Source organism: Nostoc sp. C052 (genome assembly GCF_013393905.1).
Taxonomy (GTDB): Bacteria; Cyanobacteriota; Cyanobacteriia; order Cyanobacteriales; family Nostocaceae; genus Nostoc.
On sequence record NZ_CP040273.1, the window covers coordinates 14824 to 39818 of the forward strand.

The window sequence follows — 24995 nt, forward strand, 5'->3', positions numbered from 1 at the left end:
ATATTCACGAAGAGGGGAAAAGGTTAAAGGGGAAAGGGAAAGGGGAAAGAATTTAGAGGAGGATTGTGACCTCCTGCTTCATGTGACCTCCTCCTTCAAAAGACCTCCTGGAGGGAGGAAGCTCTGAACCCGTATAGTAGGAAAGGAAAGAAAAAAGTTTATGCACGTTTCAAATAACTTCTTCCCCTTTTTTCCTTTCCCCTTTTCCCTTTCCCCCTCCCCAGATTGGTAAAGTTACAAGAGCTTTTCCTTCCTACACAAACAATCAACTAGCGTTCAAATGTCTGACAAAATTACTGTATTGAGCAAGGATTCAAATCATGTTTTTACTAGCCAAACTAGATGGTGGTGATTTAGCTGATTTAGCAAAAGAAAATGCAGCTTCAATAGCTCAAGGATTTGATGAGCTTTGGAACGAAACTATTACAGGTGGTGTTTATTCAGCAATTTGTACAGTCGGAGCTTTATTTGCTGTAGCAACACTAACTTTCTTCGTCGTTGAATGGACAAAAAAAATGATGGCAGGGGAAGAACAAAGAGCTTATACAGACTTTATTTGGCCGTTAATAGTAGTTCTTTTGCTCAGTAATAAGGGGGATGTACTAGGAAAGTCAACTTTGTGGATTAGAAACTATATTAATAATGTAAATAATATAGTTCTTAGCGAAGCGGCGGCAGGAATTGACCTCAAGCAAGCATTTGAAAGTGCATTGGGAACTGAAGCAGCACGTAGCGCTATTGGTATTGCTGTAAATAAATGTAGGAATTCATCTTTAAGTCAACAAGAACAAATTAACTGTTTGGCTCAAGCTAAAGAAGATTTAACCAAAAAATATCCAGATAAGTTTAACAAAAATAATGGAGCTTTTTCTTGGTTTATAGATGCGGTTGATGGCGCTATCGATGCTTTTAATGATGTGAAAGATGGAAAAGCAAATGGAATCGATTTAATGTTGTCTCCCATTAATGCTTTTGTTGGGTCTGCTGTTACTGATATAGTTACGATAATTTTAGTCGGGATGAATGGGGCTTATCAATGGGGAATTGAACTGACTATGCTTGTAACAGCACTGTTGGGGCCTGTAGCTGTTGGTGGTTCTCTGCTACCTTACGGAGCTAAATCAATTTACAGTTGGTTAGTAGGATATTTCAGTGTAGGTTTTGGCAAGCTCTGCTTCAATATCATAGTTGGTTTCGCCGGGCAATTAGTCGCTGAATCTAAATCTTATCAGCCAATGTTCTTCCTATTTACAATTGGTATAATTGCGCCATTCTTAGCTACAGGTTTAGCGGCTGGTGGTGGCGTTTCTGTTTTAATTCAAATTAATAAAGCTACTGAAACTTACAGTGGTATTGCCATTGAGGTTGCTAAAGGTGTTGCTACTAAAGGTGGTAGTCTAATCGGGAAATTAGCTAAATAAAACCGTAATAATTCAGTCCTTCTGGATTCAGAAGCCAGAATTTAAAAGCAATGAGCGTATAACTCTTCTATTGATTGAAAAGAATTCACTCTTCTTCTCCAACATTCTGACTCCTGGATTCAGAAGGACTGAATTGTTAGAATAAAACCTATGTTGAATCAAAAAAATCAACCTCGACCAAAAGAGCCATTGCAGTTACTTAGTTACAACAAATATGTAACAACAAGAGTTGGAATAATTTCTCTAGCTGGGTTTTCAATGGCTGCACTTTCTCTATTATTACAATTTCTCAATTATGGAGCGATTAGTGTTTTAAATAAAAAACAGTTGGCATTAGTACAACTCTCATCAGGAGAGACAATCGCCGCTAGAGCAGTAGACCCAAAAGAACGGTCTGATGAAGTAATTAAAAAATTTGTATCTGATACATTTATTACTACGTTTAATTGGGATGGATTAGTAAAAGCATTTAATGAGAAAGGAGAACCTATCACTAAGCAAGATACTGGGGTAGAAGTAGGTAAACTTAATAATAAATCTAATAGTCGGGTTGCGACTAGAGCCTATGATGCTGCATTTGCTTTAAGTGAAAATGAAGGATTTCGCCCCGCCTTTCTCAAGAAATTAGCATCAATCACTCCGACAGGTATATTCAATGGTGATACTCAAGTATCTTTAATTCCCAGATTCATATCCCAACCACGTCAAATTAAATCAGGGAAATGGGAAATAGATTTTATTGGTACACTGGTAACTTTTGACCGTGAGTATAACTCAGGTAAAGGAATTGCTTTCAATAAAACCGTTACAGTTTCTTCAATTTCTAATCCAGAATATATCCCAGCTAATACCACTGAGTTAGCTAAGAAGATTTATGCAGCCCGTCGCGCCGGATTAGAAATTACAGAAATTGTAGATTTAAACTTCGGGAGAAGGAAATGAGCGAAAACAACGGTAAAAGGTCTGTATCAACTATAGAGGATTTGCTTGAAATAAATGATGCTAATAAAACTAATGGTAATAAAGCACCAGAACCAGAAAGTTTATTAGTAGCGACTAAGCACACAATTGTCACTTCTCCTTGGTCAAGACTAGCAATAATTGCTGTCCCTTTTGGAGTTGGATTTTTAGCGATATTTTTGATGCTCAATGGCGTTTTCAATCCCGCACCAGCACCAAAGATTGGTCTGAAAACGCAGGAAATACCCACCACTGAACAAGCCCAAGAAAGTGATGATGGAGACGGTGATGCGCGTGCAAAACTCGCTCTGTCGGATCAAGAAGATGAGTTAGGTCGCATTAACAAAAATAAATTTGACCAACCAGCACCAGTACCAGTTTCAGTAAACCAAAAGGTCGTGCCATCTAACCCACCATCTTCACAACCAGCGCCACGTTCTGTTCAAAATACACAACCACGTCGCGTAACTCAGACTACTCCACAAGCGATTAGAACCTACACTCCGCCACCAACACGCACGAGTTTTTCTCCAAGAACCTCTATATCTGCACGGACAGTAACGCCCCTAGATCCCCTTGAGCAATTGAACAAACTCCGTGGCATCGGTTCTTACGGCAAAATCGCATACGCCGAAACTAGCACCAGCAAACAATCTTTATTAGATCCGGATCTTTCTCAAACTCAAGCAGTTCAAAATCAACCGAATGAACAAACAGATACAAATAATTTTGACCAAACCACGCCGCAAAACTCAAGCGAGTCGATTGAAAAGATCCGCCCCAGGTGGCAAGCAACTTCTAAAGTTAACAAGATTACTTTAGCTAACAATTATTTACCTCAAGAAAGCCAAATTCTCCAAGGCAAACAAACTCGCTACCTTACCGTTGGCACTTTTGCTAGTGGTGTCCTTGTTACATCTTTAATTCAAGCCACAGTTAATAATTCAGGGCAGACACAGACACAAACACCAACCTCTAATAACACTAGGTCTGTCGCTAGACTGCAAGAGGATTTACGCGATAACTATGGGCAAGTGGCAATTCCTTCGGGAACAATGCTAGCAGTCGAGTTAGCTTCAGTTGATGGCGGCAGTTACGCTGTCGCTTATGTCAGAGCGATCATATTAGATAATACAGAATATCCGATTTCTGCGGGTGCGATTTCCGTGACAGGAGTTGGTGGTAGACCCCTAATAGCTCGAAGATTTCAGGACAGGGGTGGTGAGATTGCGCGTAGTGACTTGTTTGGTGGCGCTGTGTCTGCATTAGGGAAGGTTGGGGAGATTATGAACCAACCGGATAGTGAAGAAGAAATTTCTGATGAATTCACAGGCAGGATTCGCAAACGTAGTAGTGGCAATCAGCGCAATCTCACAGGTGCGTTAATGTCAGGTTTTTTTGGTCAAGTTAGTCAAAATCTTAGTCAACGCAATCAACTTGCTACTAAAGAAATTACTTCTCGTCCTAATACTTGGTTTATTCCACAGGGAACCAAAGTTACCTTTAATGTAAATCGCTCTTTAGAGTTGCCATGAAAAGCGTAATTAACACAGTTACAAGCGGCACTCTAGCGTTGGCGATCGTTCTGACTCCAATATCCACAATTGCCGCCCCCGTTGTCCGTACCATCTTTCAATCAATGGCTAGTGGGACGCAGGCCAAACTACAAACTATCAACGTTTGGAATGGTCACGGTGTAGCAATTTCTTTCTATGAAATTGGAGAGACAATTAAAAAAGTTTGGTTAGATGATCCGTCGCAAATTCTGCTTGACACAGACGGTTGCTTAGAGGGACTGGATCAGAATTGCTCTAGCCCCGGTGCAGGGCTGATTCATCTGCGGCGGATCAAGAGAGTAAACATTCCCGGAATACCGCAAACATCTACCACTTTGTTAACAGTAATTACGCAGTCATCCTCTGGGGAGCGTAAAGCTTACAGTTTTCGGCTAGCAACAAGTAATGGCACTCCTAAATATAGTCAGGTGGCGATCAAGGCTGATGTGGCACGAGAACAAACAGTCCCGAAGCCTCAATTGCAATCATTAGTTAAAACACAGCAAACAATTAACCAAATTCGAGGCGGGATTGTTGTAGCTATTAAAAGTGGATGGATGAATCAGCAAGATGAACTACACCAGCGCTTGCAAAAGTTAATCGGTTATTTACAAGCAGGTGATGACATTTCTACTGCTGCTAATAAGGCTTCTATCTCTCAAGAGTTAGTTAATAAATTAATTGCTTTGAACAAGACTTCTGATAATTGAACACAAGGTAATGGCTTATGAAATCATCTTTTCGCCTCAATGATAATACCTTCCGTTACTTAATCTTTTTTAGTTTAGTAGGTAGCTTATTGATTCATAGTTTCATAAGATATGGGCTATTGAATCAAGTTGTAGGCTTTTTGCTGCCCAAGGCTTCAGCACAAGTACCCGTTATCAATTCTCCTAATGGGTTTACTCCTGATTGGTCGCGTTTCAAATTCAGTGACATGATTATTTCTGTAAGTAGCAGTGTTACTTACCCAGGCACAAGAGGTACAGAAACTAGAACCTGGACGGCAGGACAAAGCATTAGCGAGTTTATGGAACTGGGAGATTTTGAAACACCTCAATTAGCAATAGAAAATTTAAATCTCTCAACCATAGCTTCAGTACAAGGAATCAATTTAAGTAGGTTAACATTAGATGATTTTCAATTAACTCAATGGCAAACTTTACCATCTTTAACCGAAGCGATTCCTGGCTTAGGTAATAGAAATGTTACAAGTGTTAAACCTGTGAGCGATTTCTTGAGAAGATTTGGAATTACTGGGGGCACAATAGGTAACGCCAGCCGAGATTCTCGTTTACGTGACGTTCCATTAGGAAGAGTAATAAATTTAAAAAATTACTCACTAACATCTATTTTCGACATTCAAAACACATCTATTAATAGATTTGAGAATTGGCAAGACTCCCAAATTAATGGAGTACCTGGATTGTCCACTCTCACCTGGGATAACCTACCAGGACTGCGAACACTTGACCTTTCATTTGTTGCCAAAGTTGATCTGCCATTGGGAGATATTGAAGCTAACCGTACCCGCTCCATATCTGGTAGCTACCAAGATGGCTTTAATGTTCCCTGTCTACAAAATAATTGCGCTCATACGGAAATGTCAGGCATTGGTAAGACTACTGGAACACAGTGGATATCCGGGAAATTCCAAAAGGTTAATGGTGGATTTGGCATTTTAAAAGCTCTTAATGATGGTAAAGAGCCTACTGGTCGAAACCCCTTTGGCTCCAGCTTTAAGCAAGTTGTTTGGAATATTTATGAAGGCAGTGGAAAGGTGGAGACTACTATGTTCTTCCGTATTTGTAAAACCATCCCTTTCATTGGTCGCACTTGCAGTCCATACTTCATAGGTCCTGTACCTTTTATTGAGTACCAAGAGAAAGACCCCATCGTTCTTGGTCAACCTAATTCTCTACCTTAAATATGAGCAAATCTTTCAAAGTAAATAGCGCTAATCCTCAAGGATTTCGATTTGAGCAATTACAAAATCATAATGACGCAATTGGCAAATACACTCATCATTTATTTACCCCTAATGGGCTAACAGTTTTGTCTTTACTTGGTGCTTATATTTTGATGAGGGTATTTTTTGGCGATGGTAACAAGAAGAAAATTGCTACCTCTTATTGGGGTGGAGCTAAAGAAACTGCAACTGCTCAGAAAAAAGCCATCTTGCAAATCGTCAATCCACAATGTGATAGTGCGGCACTTTACATTGGTAAGCATCAGGGAAAAGGTGATGGTACTACTTTCTATATCCCTGATGTGCAAAGAGGTACAGCAGTTATCGGCGCTCCCGGTAGTGGTAAAACATTCAGCGCCATTAACCCGATGATTTACTCGGCAATTGATCAGGAATTTCCATGTATAGTCTACGACTTTAAGTATCCTTCTCAAGCGAAAGTTGCTGCCTACGCCAAATACAAGGGCTATGATGTTCACATTTTTGCACCGGGATTCCCTGAATCTGAAGTCTGCAATCCTTTAGATTTTCTCCGGGATAGTAGTGATGCCGAATCGTCCCGACAAATTTCCACTGTTATCAATAAGAATTTCCGACTTTTGGGCAATTCAACTGAAGATGGTTTCTTCGGCCCGTCTGGTGATCAGTTGACTCAGGCAATTCTGATGTTAGCTAAAGAGTTCGGTCAATTCGCGGATGTTATGACTTGCGCGGCGATCCTCTCTAGCGAACAAATGGTCAAACGCCTGATGGCTGCTTCTCTCAATCCTTGGGTAAAAATTGCTTTTGGGCAACTGTTCAGTTCTGCTGCATCTGAAAAAACTGTTGCCGGGATTGTTGCAACTGCCAGCATCATGTTCACTCGCTTTATGGCGAAAAACACCTTGGGCTGTTTCATTGGTAAGACAACTTTACCTTTGGAAATTAAAGGTAAGCAGATGATTATCTTTGGGTTAGATAGAGAGCGCCGAGATGCAGTAGGGCCTCTCATGACCAGCATTTTACACATGACCATCGCCCGTAACATTGCCAAAAAGCGACTTGATCCACTGATCGTTGCACTGGATGAATTACCCTCGATTTACTTACCTGACCTATACAGATGGCTCAACGAATCTCGTTCTGAGGGCTTCTGTGGTATTATCGGCTTCCAAAATATGGGGCAGCTTGAGAAGAACTACGGTAAAGATATCGCTAAGGCTATCCTTGGTGCTTGCAGCACTAAGTTTATATTCAATCCTGGTGAGAACGAGTCGGCGCAATTATTCTCCAACTTCTTGGGTGATGAAGAGATTAAGTACAAGCAAAAAAGCCGTTCTACTGGTAGTAAAAATAATAGCACGAGCATCAGCGACCAAGAGAAAACGAGAAAGCTTTTTGAACCGGCTCAATTTCTGAAGTTAATTGCTGGTAAATGCGTTTTCATTAACCCTACTTATGCTAATAAAAAGGAAGGTTCAGTTCCACTGTTGAAAACTATTAAAATTTCTCAGCCTCTCAAAAATATTGAGAAATACAATCAACTAAAATGGGCGAGAATTGTTAGTTTACTAGCTAGAAGAAGTACGCAGAAATTTCCCTCTGGGCAAGATTTAGCTTTACGAGTTAAGCAAGTTGAGTTACGCTTTCCCATTCCCCAAAATCCTCAAGCTGTTTCTAATAATCCCGGTCTGACATCAAAAAACGTTGGCAGTATGGTTAATCAAGACCAAGTTCCTTCTGATATCGGGTTTTAATATTATGAAAATGACTATTGAAGAATTGAAGATTGATAATTTTGAATTAATTAAAACTTTATCTCAACAGTATGTTCTCGCTAATGGTAGTTTCATTGATATTAATCTGACTCTAACTCAAATCATTGACAATTTTAATAGCTTGTCTGGAACTAGACCAAGACTTAAGAGTTTGGGAATCTATATTGTCATCAGTTTGAAAAATATTTATATTCACCTAAATCAACAATTATGTATTCAAATTGTTAATCAATATATTCACGGTATTGGCTGGCATGATTTGCAATACATTTGTTTTTTTGATATTAATCCAAGTAACGTTTACATTCATATTGTTTTTAATCGGGTTACACCCCAAGGTAAGCTCATTGATATCAAATACTTGGGGGCTAAGTGGCAACAATATGAGGTTTTACGTCAATCTTGTTCTCGGATATTAGAAAACCCTGTTAATAATAAATATTTGCAAATCCGCTGCAACTGTTGTTCTTAAACAAGAGTACAGCACAAGAGTACAGCACAAGGCACAGTGGTAAGAAGTCAGAATTCAGGAGTCAGAATGGGCTGCACCCCGCTACGCTAACAGAATTTATAAAAGGTTTGATATTCCGAGTACATTTTTGAGTCAAATGAGTTTCTGGTTCTTCTACTGTTCTGACTCCTGAATGCTGACTCCTGAATTCTTAGGCACAGTGTATAAATAACTAATAAAAAATATGTTTGATGAACGACATTTGCAACTCACTTCCGCTTACGCTAGAGCTAGTCAGCATTTTATTAGAGCTTTTATTTATCCTTTAGGAGAGTTTATTTACAAATCAATCGAATCAGCTATTGATCTAAAATGTCGAATCGAAATAGGAGAAGAAACTTATTTTCTTACTCCTGATGAAGATGGTGGCTGGAAATGGTCTAAAAATAACTTTGAAGGTGTAACAGATGAGTCAATAGAACAAGTAGAAGAGATAATGGCATATTTATTGTCTAAACTTCTTCCCGGCAGGAATGATATAACACCGTCGAATTTTCCTCCTGAGCCTGATTTACCTCCAGTTTTACCTAACCCCAATTCCCCCTTAATTCTTCCGCCTTCTGCCACATCTGTTGAGTTTTTAACTATACCATTCGATTCTCAAAATCCCCAGGAATATCTACCTATTCAAGACCAAGAAAATCTAGGTTTAAATGCTTCCATCCAGAGAAATGTGTTTTTAACAGGTGAAAGCGCCAACAATGGCATAAGTAGTAAAAAACTTGAGCTACAAAATACTCAACATATCCCGCCTCACCCAGAACATATTGATCCGCAACATTGGCACGAACTCGTAGTAGGCAGCGCGATCGCACCAGATATTGCACATCTCAACTTCTCTAGTCTTCATTTTAGCTATGTCGGTGGCGAACATGAAGCTTGGGAACGGCTGATGATCAGCGACAAACTCTCACGTACAAATACAGGTAGCCTCTCTATTAGGCTTTTAGAACTCTATTCCCATCTAGATGCAGGTGGGTGGTGGTGTAATTCAGGAGTAGACCCGCGCACATTTGCTAATCTTACCCCTGGTGAGCAACCTCAAATTAAAGAATGGGGATGTTATAAGCCAAACCGCCCCAGACCCAAAACCGTGAAAAAAGATGGGTTCACTGTTGCGGTTGAAGGCAAGTTCATTAAATATGAGCATCCACCATCAGTTGATTTGAGTATTTTCTTGCTAGATGTCCCAGGCGTGATTGCCCAAAATATTTACTCAAAAGCTGGAGTAAACCCCAGCGATAGCGATCGCTTGAGTGGTTTTTGGTATTGTGTGTATAAACACAATATCCCACTCGTCATTACAGAGGGGGCGAAGAAGGCGGCTAGTCTGTTAAGCCAAGGTCACGCAGCCATCGGACTACCGGGAATTTCCTCCGGCTATCGCTCACCGAAAAACGAGTGGGGCAAGAAAATTGGTGATTCCTATCTGGCTGATGAGTTAGCTGTTTTCGCAACTAAGAGTAGAGTTTTCAAAATCTGCTTTGATTATGAAACGAAGCCTGAAACTAAGCTCAATATCCAAAGAGATATTTGGAAAACAGGAAGCTTATTACAAGAATTTGGTGCTGTCGTTAAAGTAGTAACGCTGCCAGGGCCCGATAAGGGTGTAGATGATTTTATAGTCGCACAGGGAGGAGAAAGTTTTGAAAAGCTATCTGCCGGGGCTATAGCTCTAGAATCATGGCATCAAAATCAACTTGATAATTTACGTTTTACTATCAAGCTCAAAGATGGCACAGTCAAAACAATTGATCAACAAAAAGGATATTTTACTGTGACAGATGCTCCCGAATTAGAACCAAACATTGGTGTATTAAAAAAAAGTCGTGCTAAATCACCTATTGACCTTGGTTCACAAATTATAGATATAAAAGTTATTGATTCAGACATTATTCATTTAGATGTTGCCCCTGAGCCAGCCCAGCCAACTGAAACTGCTGTAACTAGTTCTTCTTGGGCTAAAAAAGAAAATGTAACACTTTATGAGCCTAATTTTTTTAGAAAGCGCCTAGAAGCTAGTGAGAATAAACAAATAGCTTTTGCTGCTTATACTTTGTTAAAAAAATATGGTGTTGAAGCTAAAGATAAACAGCAGACCAGTGGAAAAATCTACCATGCTGATGCTTTTGTAATTAAGAATCATGGCGCTGATAAATACAGTATCTATCGTCGTCATGATGATGTAGAGTTAATGACTTTTCAAGCTGATAAATGGGGACACGTAGGCAAGATTAAACTTTCTTACACAGAAATAGAGTCTGAACAAAAAATTTGGAGAGAAAAACAAATTAACATTCTGCCTATTGAAAGGCAGGAGTTTTTGTTAGTGGCTGACTACCTCAAAGCTGGTAAAGAATTGCCCTCTGTTGATGAAGACCCTCGCAAAATAGCTTCTGTCGTTGGTTCAGTCTCTCCTAAAGGCACACACAATATTTTAGAAAGTTTCAAAGAAAACGAGGTATTAAAAATACTTACACAGAGTATTAATAGCTTCGAGAAAGACGATTTGACCTTGGGCAATTACCGGATTATTTTTCGGCAAACCAGTGACAATACATCTACTCTGCAATTACTCAAAACTGAACACAATGGTACAAATCGGGAAGCTGTTCGCTTTCAGTTTGAGAAAACTGACACTGGTATGACTCATCAAGTCCAAGCGATGGCTATCACTGAAGCTGATTTGGAGAAGTTAAGACTATTGGCTCAAAAGCTGCATATTAATTACAAAGATTTATTTGGCAACCCGACAGACACCCGTGACATCGACTTGCCCGTTCATCCCGAAATTACCCGTAATTTAGACGAGGAGCAGTCATACCAATCTAAGCCCAACGTACCAGATCGCAAGACACAATCACACCCACAAGAAGCAAGCTCTAATTCTCCAAAACAAGACAACGCTGTGCTACCACTACATCCAGTTTTGAAACAATATTGGGAGCAGTTAGAAAAAGATGGTTCAAGTCATGAGACTGTAGCGCAAGGACATTTAGAATTTCAATCTAAAATTCAGGAAACTGGAAAATTAACTGTTGGTGAACAGCGTGAACTTTACCAGCAGATTCAAAATCTTGCCTGGAGTGAAATTAATCACAATGGGCGTACTGATATTGTGCTTCCACCATTAGCTCACATTGTTAATGATTTGCGATCGCACGTTCAAAAAGAAGCACAACCACAGTTTGATTCTGACCCGAAACGTGATACACCCGTGCCTCTTCACCCTGAGATCGCCTCTCATTGGCACGATTTAGAAACGAATAAAACTTGGTCTAGTGTTGCCAATCAATGCAACAACCCTTTACGGGAAAAACTTGTCTTAACTGGCAAGCTGACTATTGGGGAGCAACGTGAACTTTACCAAAAAATTCTTCTTCAAAGTCAATTCGAGCAGCAGAACATTGGGCAAACGAATATCTCACTTCCTCCTTTGAGTGATGTGATTCAGGATTTGCTCAATACTCGTAGCCAGGTTATTAACAATACCTATACGCCCAAGGTTGAAGTACATTCTCAAAAATCTCACACTCCACCACAACCTACTACTAATTCACAGGAATTAGAATTGTGATACCTATGCAATCTAGCTCAGTAGCCGAAACCATCACTATCATCAACTGCAACAGTGGCTTTTCTGACAACCAAATGGCGTACAGACTGGCACTGATGATGGAGAAATACTCACCCTCACCGTCAATAACCCCCGCACTAGACCCCACACAGCGCGAAAATCTTATTGGTGAGGTGAGAAATACTCTAGACCTGTCCCGAAATGCTCAAACTACTGAAGATTACAGGCAATCCCTTAAGGAAAAATACTACCAAGAGTACGCTCAAAAATTTGGTTTAAATAAATCCGAGGAAACACCTGATATAGATAATTCAACAAGAGTTGAAGATTTGATCAATGAAAAGAAAAAGACATTCTTGCAGCAGATATTAGAAACTAAAGGGCGCAAACTGCCTTTTGTTGACAGCCAACAGTCAAAATCGGTTGAGAGTGAAAATGATGAGGTTGTTAAAAAGTCTCTTATTCCTGCACTAATGAATATTATCGTTACAAAGGGACAAGATACTATTGGCGGTCGGGTCTATGAAGGTATGGCTTATCAATTAAATTTGTTGATGAGAGAAGGTATGCAGCGTCTGACTGTTTGGCGCAAAAGTGATAATCAATCGGCTTTTAGTGCTTATAAAGTAGAAGAAGAGGAAGAATACAAGGTCATACACAATCACCTTTCACCACAAGAAACACAAAAGCTGATCAACTTTGATATAAGAGTGCAACAACAACAGCCACCGCCACAGCAACAGCAAAACGAGCGTTCTCCTGACGGCCCAGAGTTAGACTAAGTAAAATATCCGACAAACAACCCAAGAATGTACGCACTTACTAAAACATATCGCTTAGTCACCCGCTCGAATTGTGACCAGGGCGAGATGATGACAGCTAATACTATGTAAAACAATGCTTGTAGAAAATCGTTGTGCCCCAGTTTGATGATTGCCGCTATCATCAAAGCCACAAAAATTAGAAATTCCACTCCTGTTTCAATCCTGTCCCAAAGTTTCACATCATATAGGTAACGCATCTTGTAACCTTTGTGATTTGGGCAACATCCTACCATCAACCCCATAAACCCCGTTATCTTTGTAAGGAAATATTATGGTGAATTTGGTTCCTTGTCTAACTACCGAGTTTACGCTTATCCTCAAACCATGAGTATGAGCCACACATAAGGCGATGTACAGTCCTAGTCCCATGCCTGATTGATGTAATAAATTGCTATTTGGCGCTCGCCATAATGGGATAAATATATTGGAAATTTGTTCGGCGGCAATCCCACAGCCGGTATCTTCAATCTCAATAATTAAATCATCTTCTTGATTGAGCAGCCTTAAAAAGATATCTCCGGTAAGAGTGTACTTAATAGCATTTGTCACCAGATTACACAGCATTCGGTCAATACTTATGCTATCACCCCGTACTTGCGTTCCATGCTTGTATGTTAGTTGTGTTTCATAGTGGAGATTCAAGGAATGATACTGCGCTATTGGTTTGAATCGAGAATAAGTTGTTTGTAAAAAACTTAACATATCAAACTGCTCCATTGTCGCTGGATTTAGTTCAAAAAAAGCAGTTCTTTCAGATTGAATCAAACTCACCCCTCGCTCATTCGTTTGTTGTAAAGCTATCAGCAACGGTTTGATCTCTTCTAAAGACTGTCCATAAGCACCATCAATTATTTGATTCAAAACTAACGATGCTCCTTGATAGTTGTTTGAAACATCGTGTAACAAACCTAATATGCTTAAAACTTCCTGTTGCATAACTATGTTTCCAACGACAGATGGTATTTTGGCTACTTTTATGAATAAGTGCTAATTATGTCTACAAGATTTGAGAATACTTTTGTTTTAGTTATAAAAAAAATTATCCAATCAAACTTTAGTACTAAAGTTTCTTTCATTTATCTGGAAAGATTTTTGATTACTTATATTTTATATGACAGATACAAAAAGTAAAAGGCTTAACACCAATAACTATGTTATAAATATTGAGTCATCTTATAATCGAAGTGATCTATGATTCGATTAACGCTCATTGAGGATGAAGAACTCATTAGGTTGGGGATCACTACTGCTATCAATCAACAACCAGATATGGAAATGGTCGGCGTTGCGCGTACTGGTATTGAAGGGATTAATTTAGTTAAGGAATTAAATCCCGATGTCATTTTGGTGGATATTGGTTTACCGGACATATCTGGGCTAGAAGTGATTAAAGAGGTCAAACTCAATAGCAAGACTAAAATTGTTGTTCTTTCTTCTCATTCTTCTCAAGGCACTGTTCAATCAGCTTTAAATGTCGGCGCTGATTCTTACATTCTCAAAAAGAATAATGTTCCTCTGATTTTAGAAGCCATTAAAACCACATTCTACGATAGCAAGTCTTTTTTTGACCCTGATATTAGCCGACGGAATTTTTGTTACCAACAGAAAATCAAGGGTAAGACTTATCAAGATAATCTCACTAATACTGAAATCCAAATTGTTTCTTTGATGGCAGCTGGTTTTTCTAATAAGCTGATTGCCGAGCAGTTATTCATTACTGAAAGTACTGTAAAAGGGCATATTAACAAGATTTTTGCTAAGTTGGATGTCAGCGATCGCGTCAATGCTTTGATTGAAGCTAGTAAACTTGGGTACATCGAACAAGATTATCTTCAGGTAGGTTAGCTACTTACCTACTTGAATTAAACAATAGCCCTGGGTTTTACTCTGCTGTGTTTGACAAGCTTCAATCGCTGCTTGATTCTTCAAGATTATTTGATACATTTGTTTACCCTCTTGGGATTTTGCCCACTGGAGAATCTTTATTTCGTTACGTGAGACTACTACTGACTGATTTGTTCCTATATTTTGCACCAGATTCCATGTGGTCAGCGAACCCAGCAAGGTACTGCCAGCCGCGACTAATCCACACACAAGAGATACTGTCCCCAATCCCCAGCCTGCCTGCACTTTCATGCCTGTGTCGGTGGGCTTGATTTTTTTGATCTCATCACGTACAGCATTTGACACAACTGTATAATGCATTGACTCGGCTTGTTTGCTTGTCTTATCCAGTTTTTGGTCTATCAGTGCCGCCCATGCTTCTATCATTGCCTCCATTCTTGCCTGGAGGTCTATGATCGTTTCTTCATATCTGCCTAGTGTCGCCATCATCCTAAAAACTGGATCATCTGGTGTAATTCCTAGTTGATATGCCCCTTCAACTATGCGTTTTTGTTCTGATGGGGAGTAGCCTTGTAATGTGTCTTGTACTCGCATTTCTCACAAGCTCCAAAGCGTTTAATGATGAGTAATAAGTAGTGGGTAATGAGTAATGAGTAAGAAGTAATGAGTAAGAAACAAGAAATAAGATATTGAAGTATTCGCTCATAACTCATAACGTAAGAATTCAGGAGTCAAGAGTCAGAATTCAGAATGGAATTAGCATAGCCTACTAGCTTCTCAAGTTGAAGCATTAATCCTGAAGTATCACCTTGCCAAACTATCAAATATTGAAATGTTTTGGCTAGCTGTTTCATTTATTCTGACTTCTGAATTCTGGCTTCTGAATCCTTACCTGATTACTCCTCCATTCGAGGTGTGTTGAGAAATCCGGGTTGTAGTGTCATCAATCAAGCCCTAGATATTTAATAGCCAAATTGTTATTCATCACTGAATGATGAAATTTTTTAATCCACTGAAAAATGAAGCTTCTCCAAAATAAAATTATTGAGAAATCCTGGCAAACTTGTGAATATGGTTTATCAGCCTTTTCCATTGCTTGATAATGATTCCGATGTAGAGCCATTAATTCTACTTCTGTCCCTCCTATGATTAACAGCTTTTTCCGCATCTTCTCCTCATATTCTCTAAACTCTGGCGCAAAATGGTAATTTTTCACTACCACGTAGTTAGCGTTAGTGGTCGCGTTCTGGATGATTGCATTTAAGTAATATATACAGTCTTCCCTGTGAGAAATAGGTTGAAGAAATGTTAAATTCCAACCAAATTTTACTACAACCTCAAATAAGCTAGCACTCTCGATATATTGAATTACTTTTTCAATATCTTGTCCGGGCATATCAACAATCATCACATCTAAGTCAGGATGATTTAAGTCATCTGTTATTGCATCAGCATCGTCATTTGATAAATTAAACTTCTTAATGCTTGCTATATGTTCATAAGCCTGAAATACAGGGAATGATTCTTGGTTATAAACCTTTATCCGTTTTCCTTGTTGGGCTAACATTTCTAGCAATAGCTTGATAACTGTAGACTTACCTACCCGCGCATCTCCTACAGTTATAATCATTCTCTTTGACATCTTTATTCCTATTCAGATAAAATCTTCTCTATGCCAAATAAATCTTTTTTTGGCTTTATTTGCCCTTTAAAATTGTTCAGCCAGCTTAAGACTCTACCAAATACAGACGGATATTCATCTTGTTCAAGTCCTTGTCTAAATGTCAAATTTTTCACATCTAAATAATCGTAGGATTTTTTCGCTAATTTTGGCATATTTATACTTGTGAAATCATGCCCTGTTGCTTTTACTTGCTGTTCAATTACTTTTATTTCTTCGGAACTATTATAAAAAGTAAACTGTTCTGTCTCTCCATAAAACAAGTTTTTTACTATTACATAATCAACGCGATCGCCGCAGAAACTATATAGTTCTAGTAGTTGAGTTATACAATCAATTATTGTACTAATAACTATTACTATAGTTACCTGCATCTTACATTTATTATTTACTACATCTAAAAACCCCATCTCGGTTATTAAAATTTTTAAAGTTGGCAGAAATTGTGATGGCGTTTCTAGTAGTATCAAAGATTGTGAATCTCGATATTTCCCAGATTCTTTTGATTTGGGATAGACTAATTCTTTTAAATTATCTACAAATTCGTCTAATTTATCTGAGTTAGATATATCTAAACGATGAATATTTGCAGCTTTTTCATAAAATCTGATCAAGTGTGGATTAGAATTATCCGCGTCTAACCCAACAAATTTTACTGCATTATCTATGTAAGTTTGCGCTAAACCCCTGGCAAACGTTGACTTACCAACACCTCCTTTATCTCCTGTCACCATTACTAATTTTCTTAGCTTTTCTGGATTAGTTTTATTGTTGGTATTTTTATTATTCTTTTTGGAGACTGGATTATTAGACTGTGTATTACCAGTGTTTTCTTTTGTCACATTATTGGGTGCTAGACTGTCGGTATCTGTATTAATAATGTTCTCTTCTACCACATTGTTGAGTGCTATATTGTCGGATGCTAGACTGACGGGATCTGTATTACTAGTGTCTTTTTCTATCGCATTGTTAAGTGCTATATTGTCGGGTGCTAGGCTGTCTAACTCTGTATTAACAATGTTTTGTTCTGTCACATTGTCGGGTGCTAGGCTGTCTAACTCTGTATTAACAATGTTTTGTTCTGTCACATTGTTGGGTGGTATATTGTCGGGCACTGTGCTATCGGGATCTGTATTACTAGTGTTTTCTTCTATCGCATTGTTGGGTGCTATATTGTTAAACTGTGTATTAGTAAAGGGTTGATCTGCCAGATTGTTGCTAGTATTTTGGTTATTATCGTTGGCTATCTTAATAGTCATAATTCTTCTTCCTTTTGATATTGACTAATTTTTTTACAAGTACTGTCTTTGAAATATTGGTCGAATTTTAATTCGTACCCAATGCAGAAATTTATTAATCAAGTCCGCTTTGACAATCGTCTTTAAGGTATTGATGGCTGTAAAATTTAAAGTTTTTACTTTTACTACCTCTGATTCAATAACTACATAACGTTCTTGACTGTGAATATTCATCAGTACTACCTTTTCATTATTTAATTCTGCTGCAACGACGTTGAACACATCTTCGGCAAATATCTCTAACCCTAGTGGGGTAGAGATTACTCGCACCGTGTTACCCAAAGGATGATCAAATTCCCAATATGTCCATACTCTTCCCATAAATAGATTGCCATATTTGATTCAACACACGAAGCTATTTAGGTACTGTTTTTTTCAGTACTATGGTTTCTTGATTTTTCAAAAATACGTTATACAATTACTAGCGATTATTTTTGGTTTTCAAATAATTGCCGCTATAAATACCAATATTATTCTTAGGCAAAACTGATAACGGTTGAATGTTAAGCCGATCGCCAACCTTGATATTGGCAGTGCCTTTTACTAGCTCTAGCACTTGGGAGGCAACTTTCCCCTTGTAGATGGGACAAGGGGTTTTGTAACACGGTTGGGCATTGTAAACCGCAGTTGTCACCACATTGTCCTTAAGATAAAAGATGTCTAATGGAAAATTTACCTTGTACATCCAGAAAGGCACGTCGTAAATTTCTCTGCCCAGGTTGAATAACATCCCGTAGTCGCCGTTTAAGGATGCTCGAAATTTCAGCCCTTTCTCTAATTGCTCTGGTGTAGAGGCGACTGAGAGCTTAAATGTGCGATTGCCTTTCGTGAGAAGGTGCGTAACTGGTAAATCCTGGGGACGAGTTTGGACGTAACCCAGCGCCACAGTGCCAATGATAATTAATACTCCAGCAACAGGGCCTAGTATGTTCAGTAACTTGAAAGCAGCAGCGTATAAATCTTTCTCGTTAGGAATTTCAAGAATTTGCATAATTATCCAAAAATATCAACATTGCCGAGACTATATATAGATGAATCAATCGGGCTAGATGGAAGTCCATGTAAAGCCGCAATGTTACGCATACTTTCAACTCGGTCAGCTTCGCGGATGGCCAGAGGATTCATACTCTGCCTTGCAGCCAGCAATGCCGATAATGTAATCTCAAGTGATGGCAGTTCGCTAGCTTGTGCAACATCATCACCAAACATTTCACAGAACATTTCACAGAAAGTAGAGATGGCCGCACGTTCAACAATGGCTTGAATCTCCGCCCCGACACATCGCTGCGTGGCTTTGAGTAACCTTTTCCATTCTTCTTCGCTGTACCCATCGCCCCCATTACGGAAACGAGGATCGAATTTAGCGAGATGGATTTTGAAAATTGAGTGCCGTTCGCCATAATTTGGGAGATCCACCTTGAAAATCTCGTCGAAGCGTCCACTTCTGGTTAGCTCAGGTGGTAGCCATTGAATATTGTTAGCCGAAGCGATAATTAAAACCTCACTAGTACGTTCTTGCATCCAGGTCAAAAGCATACCAGCGAGGCGTTTAGATAAATCATCATCCCCGGCGAATCCCTTATCAAAGTCATCAAGGTATAAAATTACACGATTGATTCGGTCTACCAGTGCGAGTAAACTCTTGAGTTTATATTCTGCCAAATTACCGTAACTGCGGAAACTACCCCACTCTACTGAAATCAGAGGTAGCCCTAATTGTGCAGAACTTGCTTTAGCGGAGTAAGATTTTCCTGTTCCCGGTGGGCCGATTAGTAAAATCCCCTTGGGTAAACGAAGATTGTAAGCTTTAGCTAATGAGGATAGAAGGCGCTTATAAGTTTTAAACGCTTGCTGGATCAGTTCTAAACCACCAATGGGTGTGCTTGGAGGTTGGAGAAATTGAATATTATAAATCCGCTTGAACAGTTCGATTTTGTAAGCGGACAGTTTTTCTACTAACTCATCCGGTTTAATTTCACCAGGAGCGCTTGCCTGTCTGATTCCATAGTCAATGTCTGCCAAGTACATGCCTAAGCCGGCGTTCGCCGTGGCATCAATATCGCCATGACTGTAATCCGGTAATACTTGGGATAAATAACTGCTTATTTCCTCTGTAGCTGGCAGTTGTTGAATGACTGTTGGAACTTCGGGGGCAATGTCAGATGACACGGTGGCGTTTGACCCTAAGAGAATCGCTGTCTTGTTGTAAGAGTGATTGCACAGCTTCAGGTTAATGAGGGCAGACTTAATCCACTCGGAAGTCAGGAAGAAATCGGGGTCAATGGTAGACTCTCCCAGCCAAGGGAATATACCTTCTAGTATCAGGATTCCTGATAAATCGGTGGTTTTCCAGAACCGCAGAATTTCAAAGTAATGTTCGCGCCTGTTTTTGGCGATCGCCTGATACTGCTCAACTCTTTGTAAACTTAATCCCCTCTCATTACTGGATAACTGGTGTAGCGCATCATCTTCGAGCGTCCACAGGTAACAGTTAATATTGTATTGCTGGCATTCACTGGCTAGATTGATGAGCAGCCTGACCCTCTCTTGCAATGGAGACTCGACAGCAATCAGCTTATTGTTAAGCTTAATTAATCCAAATATTTGTTTAATTAACTCATTATTCATTAGGGCTTTAGTTAAATTTCACCCCAATATTATTGATAGCTAAAACTCTTTACTAGCTACTTTGGTACTGAAAAAATCGGTACTAGAGTAGCTTGACTTTTTTGCAACTATAGCTCTAATTCCTCGTGGTTTTGTTGTGAATAACGTTGTTGTAATTGATGGGAGAAATTGATTAACTGCGTATTCCAATCCCGACTTTCGCACTTGAGTTGAGTCGAGTGTGGCAGTAGTTCTTTAACAGCCCGTGCCACTGTTGGTTGACTAAAAGCTAACTGTACACAAGGAACATTACGTAATCTTTCAACAGGTAAATTTGAAGTGTCATCTGCTGCCATGTAAATTGTTCTGTTTTCTGGTATTCCTTTAACCTGATATTCCAGCATGGCTACTGAAATGGCATCAATGGGAGAAAAAGACAGCACGACAGTACTAGTTTGTTCGCTAGGCTTTTTCCCCAAAGTAAAGTAAAACCAGCTATCGCGGCGAACTGTACCTAACTCATAACCAGAAAATGTATTAGCTGTCCCTTCTAAAAATGCCCCTTTGGTCTTTCCGTTGAGATCCCGCATCACAAAAACTACATTTGCTTTTGAGTCGGCATAAACTAGTCCCTGGTTATGTAACATTTGTACGCAATCAGAAGGTATGCCTCGTTTCTGAGTTAGGTAATGTTCTACTTGCTGCCACTGTTTTTTATCCTCAATCGGTGGAGTGAATTGGGGTACTGGTTGAGTTTGGATAATAACAGCCGTAACTTTTTGAGCATGAGCGCTCGCTGCACGTTTTGCGCCGACTTCACCAAATCGCTCCCCGATCCATGCGATCGCAGTTGTTTGGTTGCATTGATTAACGTGCTTGACTAAATCAATAGCACTGTTACCCCCTAACGAAGAACCATTGCCAAAGTCAGTAAATTGAGAGGCATTTATATTAATGATGTGGTTTCCTCCAACCCATTCATTCCCTTTACGCCACAGTCCCAACTCAATAGCAACATCATCCAAAGCTAAATCAGTTGACCACTCGGTAAGCTTTTTTATTGATTGATTATCTTGTTCTAATTGTGCAATTCGTCGCCGTAACTGTTCATTTTCAAGTGAGAGAGCTTTGGCTGTAGCCTCCATTTCCTGTTTACGTTGATTCGCCCTGTCTCGGTCGGCAGCTTTGGCTAAAAGATGTTCTGCACTTAGCTCATCAACTTCTAAATCGCGCCCTTCCTCCACAATGCGGTAAAAATCCTTGATGTCCTGGTGCTTTGCTCTGCTTCCTTTAATACCGCGCTCCAACCCAATTAACCGCATTGTCTGGTAGTAAGAATTTTGAAATTGTTGGATTTTCTGCCGCCCGTCAAAGAAATGATTGCACCGTAGCTGTCCTTGATCATCAAGAGGGACAAAATAAGCGTGAATATGGGGTGTGGCTTCATCCAGGTGTAACTCGGCGCGGACAATGCGATTACCATATTCATCCGCTAACCACTGATGAGTCGCTTCTAGCCATTCATCCAGCTTTTGGGGTTCATAGTAACCGGCTTGAGTGGGGCAGTTGGGACGGAAATAACTGGGCGATGCACTCAACAGTAACTCTACGCAGTACACCGCATCAGTGCGAATCTTCCGCTTCTGCTCCGAGTCCCTTATCTTGGCTAAGACTAAATCCTCTAGTCGTTCCTCTGGGTTGAGGCTACCGATGAACCGAATATTTTTTTGAGTGGGATCTGCATTAGGGGTTTCTCTTTCTCGTGCAGTGTGAGATGCACTCCCTGATATGTTACCCCGCTTTAATTTTTTTAATCGCGCGATCGCGTATGCCATTTTTTATCTACACTAAAAATTGGAAATACAAGTTTTTGGGCTGACTGACTGAGAAACAAATATCACTCAAATTATTGCTGTTTTTTCTCGGTTTCACGCTACTTTTTCAGCCAAATCGCTCAAATGCGAAAATGAGAAAATAACCGTAGTAAGTACGACTATCTTAAGCCACCCTACAGCATTTCTGGGGCAATTCTCCCGCTATTCCCAAGATTCCCTTAGTAGTATAGTCACTCTTGACACAATTTTAGCCTAAGTAGAAAACACCCGACTTTTTGGGGTTTGGACTAAAAAACCACGCAATAGCAAGGCTTTTGGGCTGTTTAATTGTCAATAATCTTTAATTAATGAGAATTTATGGGCTGCTCACAGAATTTTTTGAGAATTACTCAAGGTTTTCAAAGACAATTCAAAATTTTTGGGAGTTGTTGTAGTGCAAAATCAACAAGCTTGTAGTACGCATTCTCAATAAGACCTAAGCTTATTGAGAATAAAAACATGGCAAAAAAGTGGCTGTAGCTGATTAATGATAAGACTTTCAAGAGAAAAAATGCAAAAAGAGTGGACGGCCAAAGGGACAGAAAACGGCGTTTCTTGTGCTTTTGGGCGTCCAAAGGAAAGTCATGAAATCTAGATATTTCCAATTTGGGCTTGTGTGAGGACGGCCAAAGGGACAGAAAACGGCATTTCTTGTGCTTTTGGGCGTCCAAATTCATAGTATTTATTTTGACCAAAAGCGTACTGAAAAATCAAAGAAACCCGACTTAAATAGTGTAGATTCAATATTTTGAAGGAATTGCGTTATGAAGTCTAAAAAAAATGATTAAATGAACAAGTAGAAATAAAATTTAAGCACTTCAAGATTGCTCCATAGATAAAAAAGTGAAATTGAAGTTCCTCAAGACGAAAACTATTGAAACTAAATTTTAAGAAAAATAAAGTTCAGCAGTATTAAAAATAAAGTGTCATAATTTTTAAGTAAGAATTCAGCACTCAGTTGGTCGCCGAGCGCAGCCGAGGTGAGTCAGAAGTCAGAATTTATAAAAGGTTTGATATTGCAAGTAGATTTATGAGTCAAATGAGTTTCTAATTTTTCTACTGTTCGGACTCATGAATTCTGACTCATGAATTCAGAAGGACTGAATTCTGACATTTCTAAGACCTGCATTACCTCTGTGAGAAGCATAAAATATGGCAGAGATAGAACAAATAAGAGTTTCGATTAAGCGCCCGAAAGATAGTTTAGATGGAAAAGTGGTTGGCTACATAAGGTCAAATCCATTTGGTTTAGAAGCAGATTATTCGCAAGTTATAACAGCAACGCTAAAAAACCACTGGCTACCTCTTGCCTTGTTTTCTTCGGGACTGAGGGGAGAAGAATTAAGACAGATTGGCATTTGGGCAATAGGCCAGTTAGAAGCGCAAATTAGTGTAATTCGGAGAATTTGTGGGATAGTACCAGACCCGCTAGTAGTGACCTCAAATACATCAATGCAAGCATCAGACATAGTGGCATCGGATAGTCCATCCATCTTAGGAATTATTTCCGCAGATCAGGAGATAAGCTCTACTGATGAAGACGATAACGATGACGATGAATTTCTTGACTCGCAAAACTATCAAGAGATGACCGACATTAAGCGGATGTTTGGCTGGGATAAACAAAACGGGGGCTGAAGATGAATAAAAAAAATAATTCTAAAGACTACACAAAAGTTGCGATAACTATTGATTTAGGGACAAGTTCTCAGAAGGGGATAGCACAGATTTATCCAGATGGGGTTCCAATAGTTTTAGCAATGGAACCAGAAATAGCGGATTTAGGAGTAGAGTCAATAGAATATTTGTCAAATCAACTTGTACAAGATACGACGGTGTGGATAGGAATTGGGTCAGAATACTATGTCCTGGGAGCATTAGCCAAAAGTATGTTCGCGGGGACATCAGCTATTAGAGATTTGAAGTATCAATATGCCTTACCGAAAGTAGCAGCTATGTTATGGTTGGCAATTCGGCGGCTGGGAGTGAAAAACCCAGATATAGAGCTATATGTACATTTGCTGTTGCCAGTGGGAGAAGCGTCAGATGGGCAAACGCTCAGAGCAAAACTAGCACAGAACTTAAAAACAGGAATAATCACGCCAACAGGGAGGTTAAAAGCGAAATTACGTAGCTTTGATGTCAGTCCAGAAGGGGCGGGTATCATGGCATATCGCAGTCGCAACGTCAACATTAACTATTTCCAAAAGAGTATAGGAATGCTGATGTTAGGCTATCGTAATGCCAGTTTTATTTTGTCGCACAAGGGGAATGCAATAAAAGCTGAATCTACAGATTTAGGGATGAATTGGGTGGTGCATCAGTTTGTAGAACGTACTGCTGTAGGTTTATCAAAAGATGACTTACGCCTAATTTCAGCCTTAGCCGAAACCACGAATAACAATTTTGATGCACTGCGGTTTTTATCACGCAAAACCAGAATCGAAGAAATCAATGCTGACGTAGAGTTGTTTTGTCGGATTTTACCGATAGTTCGCAAAGAGTACTGCCGTGCTTTATGGCGCTGGTTGAGAAATATTGCTCTTATGGATGAAATTTTAGTTTGTGGTGGGACAGCATCCTTTGTACGCCAAGAGCTAACCGAACATTTTGATAGTGAAGGCATTCCCATTTGTTGGAATGGCGGAATGGAACTACCTAAATATTTAGACACAATGGGATTAGGTGATAGGATAGCCGATGCTTGGGCATCCCATATTAGCCATATCAAGTTTTTGGATCATGAATTGAGCTATGACCGCCAAGACAAACCCCTAGTTCCTGATTATTATGTTCAACCATTCAAGAGTTTTAAACCAGACACGGAGATTTGGCAAAGAAACGGTTATATCACTACAAGCCAAAAATAGGGTGTTGGGGGTAGGGTGTTGGGATTTAGATTAGTTTGCATTTGTACGACAACTGTTGCGACTAATGCTGTCTGATGTTAGACAGACATTCTGTCTAACATTGCCAAAGCCAGTAAACGTAAGGGTTTGGCTTTGAATGGTGTTTCCTCCCGCAGGCGATCGCACTGAATCCGGGGGGAGCATCGCCCTAGCAACTCGACCCCTCTCAATGTATTTTCAAAGTTGTGGATGATTTACTCAGTTAA

At 39.5% G+C, this 24995-nt stretch carries 22 protein-coding genes; 12 read left to right on the forward strand and 10 right to left on the reverse strand.

What is annotated here, in order from left to right; genetic code table 11:
* Positions 1-320: 320 nt before the first annotated feature.
* The 9 genes from FD723_RS32175 (at position 321) to FD723_RS32215 (ending at position 12533) form a co-directional block, all read left to right on the forward strand.
* The gene (locus FD723_RS32175) at positions 321-1421 is read left to right on the forward strand and encodes a hypothetical protein (RefSeq protein ID WP_179069371.1); all 1101 of its coding nucleotides are present in this window, start codon (positions 321-323) and stop codon (positions 1419-1421) included.
* A gap of 150 nt (positions 1422-1571) precedes the next feature.
* Entirely contained in the window at positions 1572-2363 is a 792-nt protein-coding gene (locus tag FD723_RS32180; RefSeq protein ID WP_104910133.1) for a hypothetical protein, read from the forward strand.
* Entirely contained in the window at positions 2360-3916 is a 1557-nt protein-coding gene (locus FD723_RS32185; protein ID WP_179069372.1) for a TrbI/VirB10 family protein, read from the forward strand. The genes FD723_RS32180 and FD723_RS32185 overlap by 4 nt, the downstream gene beginning before the upstream one ends.
* Positions 3913-4647: a hypothetical protein gene (locus FD723_RS32190; RefSeq protein WP_179069373.1), complete on the forward strand. Its 735-nt coding sequence runs from the start codon at positions 3913-3915 to the stop codon at positions 4645-4647. The genes FD723_RS32185 and FD723_RS32190 overlap by 4 nt, the downstream gene beginning before the upstream one ends.
* 17 nt (positions 4648-4664) lie before the next feature.
* Complete coding sequence (locus tag FD723_RS32195) at positions 4665-5864, forward strand: hypothetical protein (RefSeq protein ID WP_179069374.1); 1200 nt, start codon at positions 4665-4667, stop codon at positions 5862-5864.
* Between the two features lie 2 nt (positions 5865-5866).
* A complete protein-coding gene (locus FD723_RS32200; RefSeq protein WP_179069375.1) occupies positions 5867-7642 on the forward strand; it encodes a type IV secretory system conjugative DNA transfer family protein in 1776 nt (591 codons plus the stop codon).
* Between the two features lie 4 nt (positions 7643-7646).
* Complete coding sequence (locus FD723_RS32205) at positions 7647-8135, forward strand: relaxase/mobilization nuclease domain-containing protein (protein ID WP_179069376.1); 489 nt, start codon at positions 7647-7649, stop codon at positions 8133-8135.
* A 223-nt stretch (positions 8136-8358) separates the two neighbouring features.
* Positions 8359-11751 carry a DUF3854 domain-containing protein gene (locus FD723_RS32210; protein ID WP_256875267.1) on the forward strand — a complete coding sequence of 1131 codons (3393 nt, stop codon included), beginning with the start codon at positions 8359-8361 and terminating at the stop codon, positions 11749-11751.
* A 5-nt stretch (positions 11752-11756) separates the two neighbouring features.
* A complete protein-coding gene (locus tag FD723_RS32215) occupies positions 11757-12533 on the forward strand; it encodes a hypothetical protein (RefSeq protein WP_094330324.1) in 777 nt (258 codons plus the stop codon).
* Here FD723_RS32215 and FD723_RS32220 read toward each other — a convergent pair.
* Both FD723_RS32220 and FD723_RS32225 read right to left on the reverse strand, forming a co-directional pair.
* On the reverse strand, positions 12530-12772 hold the full coding sequence (locus FD723_RS32220; RefSeq protein ID WP_094330325.1) for a hypothetical protein: 243 nt from the start codon (positions 12770-12772) through the stop codon (positions 12530-12532). The two genes, FD723_RS32215 and FD723_RS32220, sit on opposite strands and share 4 nt — an antisense overlap.
* Positions 12756-13511, reverse strand: a complete 756-nt coding sequence (locus tag FD723_RS32225) for a cell wall metabolism sensor histidine kinase WalK (RefSeq protein WP_179069377.1) — start codon at positions 13509-13511, stop codon at positions 12756-12758. The genes FD723_RS32220 and FD723_RS32225 overlap by 17 nt, the downstream gene beginning before the upstream one ends.
* Positions 13512-13766: 255 nt before the next feature.
* Between FD723_RS32225 and FD723_RS32230 the strand changes: the two genes are divergently transcribed.
* On the forward strand, positions 13767-14420 hold the full coding sequence (locus FD723_RS32230; protein ID WP_094330327.1) for a response regulator: 654 nt from the start codon (positions 13767-13769) through the stop codon (positions 14418-14420).
* On the opposite strand, the gene FD723_RS32235 is transcribed toward FD723_RS32230, so the two are convergent.
* From FD723_RS32235 to mobV, 8 genes are all read right to left on the reverse strand, one after another.
* Positions 14421-15014, reverse strand: coding sequence for a DUF6753 family protein (locus FD723_RS32235; RefSeq protein ID WP_179069378.1), 594 nt, complete (start codon positions 15012-15014; stop codon positions 14421-14423).
* A gap of 137 nt (positions 15015-15151) precedes the next feature.
* Positions 15152-15274, reverse strand: a complete 123-nt coding sequence (locus FD723_RS43280; protein WP_256875268.1) for a hypothetical protein — start codon at positions 15272-15274, stop codon at positions 15152-15154.
* A gap of 89 nt (positions 15275-15363) precedes the next feature.
* Entirely contained in the window at positions 15364-16062 is a 699-nt protein-coding gene (locus tag FD723_RS32245; protein ID WP_179069379.1) for a hypothetical protein, read from the reverse strand.
* 8 nt (positions 16063-16070) lie between these two features.
* Positions 16071-17360, reverse strand: a complete 1290-nt coding sequence (locus FD723_RS32250; RefSeq protein ID WP_256875269.1) for a hypothetical protein — start codon at positions 17358-17360, stop codon at positions 16071-16073.
* A gap of 33 nt (positions 17361-17393) precedes the next feature.
* On the reverse strand, positions 17394-17720 hold the full coding sequence (locus tag FD723_RS32255; RefSeq protein WP_179069380.1) for a hypothetical protein: 327 nt from the start codon (positions 17718-17720) through the stop codon (positions 17394-17396).
* Positions 17721-17820: 100 nt separating this feature from the next.
* On the reverse strand, positions 17821-18390 hold the full coding sequence (locus FD723_RS32260) for a DUF192 domain-containing protein (RefSeq protein WP_179069381.1): 570 nt from the start codon (positions 18388-18390) through the stop codon (positions 17821-17823).
* 2 nt (positions 18391-18392) lie between these two features.
* Positions 18393-20027, reverse strand: coding sequence for an ATP-binding protein (locus tag FD723_RS32265; RefSeq protein ID WP_179069382.1), 1635 nt, complete (start codon positions 20025-20027; stop codon positions 18393-18395).
* A 107-nt stretch (positions 20028-20134) separates the two neighbouring features.
* Positions 20135-21841: a MobV family relaxase gene (gene mobV, locus FD723_RS32270; protein WP_179069383.1), complete on the reverse strand. Its 1707-nt coding sequence runs from the start codon at positions 21839-21841 to the stop codon at positions 20135-20137.
* A gap of 1191 nt (positions 21842-23032) precedes the next feature.
* On the opposite strand from mobV, the gene FD723_RS32275 reads away from it, so the two are divergent.
* On the forward strand, positions 23033-23518 hold the full coding sequence (locus FD723_RS32275) for a hypothetical protein (protein ID WP_179069384.1): 486 nt from the start codon (positions 23033-23035) through the stop codon (positions 23516-23518).
* Positions 23519-23520: 2 nt separating this feature from the next.
* A complete protein-coding gene (locus FD723_RS32280) occupies positions 23521-24750 on the forward strand; it encodes a ParM/StbA family protein (RefSeq protein ID WP_179069385.1) in 1230 nt (409 codons plus the stop codon).
* The last annotated feature ends 245 nt before the right edge of the window (positions 24751-24995 follow it).

Bases quoted from the DNA above. Each gene is read 5' to 3' on its own strand.
- FD723_RS32175 (WP_179069371.1), top strand. From the start codon at position 321: ATGTTTTTACTAGCCAAACTAGATGGTGGTGATTTAGCTGATTTAGCA.
- FD723_RS32180 (WP_104910133.1), top strand. From the start codon at position 1,572: ATGTTGAATCAAAAAAATCAACCTCGACCAAAAGAGCCATTGCAGTTA.
- FD723_RS32185 (WP_179069372.1), top strand. From the start codon at position 2,360: ATGAGCGAAAACAACGGTAAAAGGTCTGTATCAACTATAGAGGATTTG.
- FD723_RS32190 (WP_179069373.1), top strand. From the start codon at position 3,913: ATGAAAAGCGTAATTAACACAGTTACAAGCGGCACTCTAGCGTTGGCG.
- FD723_RS32195 (WP_179069374.1), top strand. From the start codon at position 4,665: ATGAAATCATCTTTTCGCCTCAATGATAATACCTTCCGTTACTTAATC.
- FD723_RS32200 (WP_179069375.1), top strand. From the start codon at position 5,867: ATGAGCAAATCTTTCAAAGTAAATAGCGCTAATCCTCAAGGATTTCGA.
- FD723_RS32205 (WP_179069376.1), top strand. From the start codon at position 7,647: ATGAAAATGACTATTGAAGAATTGAAGATTGATAATTTTGAATTAATT.
- FD723_RS32210 (WP_256875267.1), top strand. From the start codon at position 8,359: ATGTTTGATGAACGACATTTGCAACTCACTTCCGCTTACGCTAGAGCT.
- FD723_RS32215 (WP_094330324.1), top strand. From the start codon at position 11,757: ATGCAATCTAGCTCAGTAGCCGAAACCATCACTATCATCAACTGCAAC.
- FD723_RS32220 (WP_094330325.1), bottom strand. From the start codon at position 12,772: ATGCGTTACCTATATGATGTGAAACTTTGGGACAGGATTGAAACAGGA.
- FD723_RS32225 (WP_179069377.1), bottom strand. From the start codon at position 13,511: ATGCAACAGGAAGTTTTAAGCATATTAGGTTTGTTACACGATGTTTCA.
- FD723_RS32230 (WP_094330327.1), top strand. From the start codon at position 13,767: ATGATTCGATTAACGCTCATTGAGGATGAAGAACTCATTAGGTTGGGG.
- FD723_RS32235 (WP_179069378.1), bottom strand. From the start codon at position 15,014: ATGCGAGTACAAGACACATTACAAGGCTACTCCCCATCAGAACAAAAA.
- FD723_RS43280 (WP_256875268.1), bottom strand. From the start codon at position 15,274: ATGAAACAGCTAGCCAAAACATTTCAATATTTGATAGTTTGGCAAGGT.
- FD723_RS32245 (WP_179069379.1), bottom strand. From the start codon at position 16,062: ATGTCAAAGAGAATGATTATAACTGTAGGAGATGCGCGGGTAGGTAAG.
- FD723_RS32250 (WP_256875269.1), bottom strand. From the start codon at position 17,360: ATGACTATTAAGATAGCCAACGATAATAACCAAAATACTAGCAACAAT.
- FD723_RS32255 (WP_179069380.1), bottom strand. From the start codon at position 17,720: ATGGGAAGAGTATGGACATATTGGGAATTTGATCATCCTTTGGGTAAC.
- FD723_RS32260 (WP_179069381.1), bottom strand. From the start codon at position 18,390: ATGCAAATTCTTGAAATTCCTAACGAGAAAGATTTATACGCTGCTGCT.
- FD723_RS32265 (WP_179069382.1), bottom strand. From the start codon at position 20,027: ATGAATAATGAGTTAATTAAACAAATATTTGGATTAATTAAGCTTAAC.
- mobV (WP_179069383.1), bottom strand. From the start codon at position 21,841: ATGGCATACGCGATCGCGCGATTAAAAAAATTAAAGCGGGGTAACATA.
- FD723_RS32275 (WP_179069384.1), top strand. From the start codon at position 23,033: ATGGCAGAGATAGAACAAATAAGAGTTTCGATTAAGCGCCCGAAAGAT.
- FD723_RS32280 (WP_179069385.1), top strand. From the start codon at position 23,521: ATGAATAAAAAAAATAATTCTAAAGACTACACAAAAGTTGCGATAACT.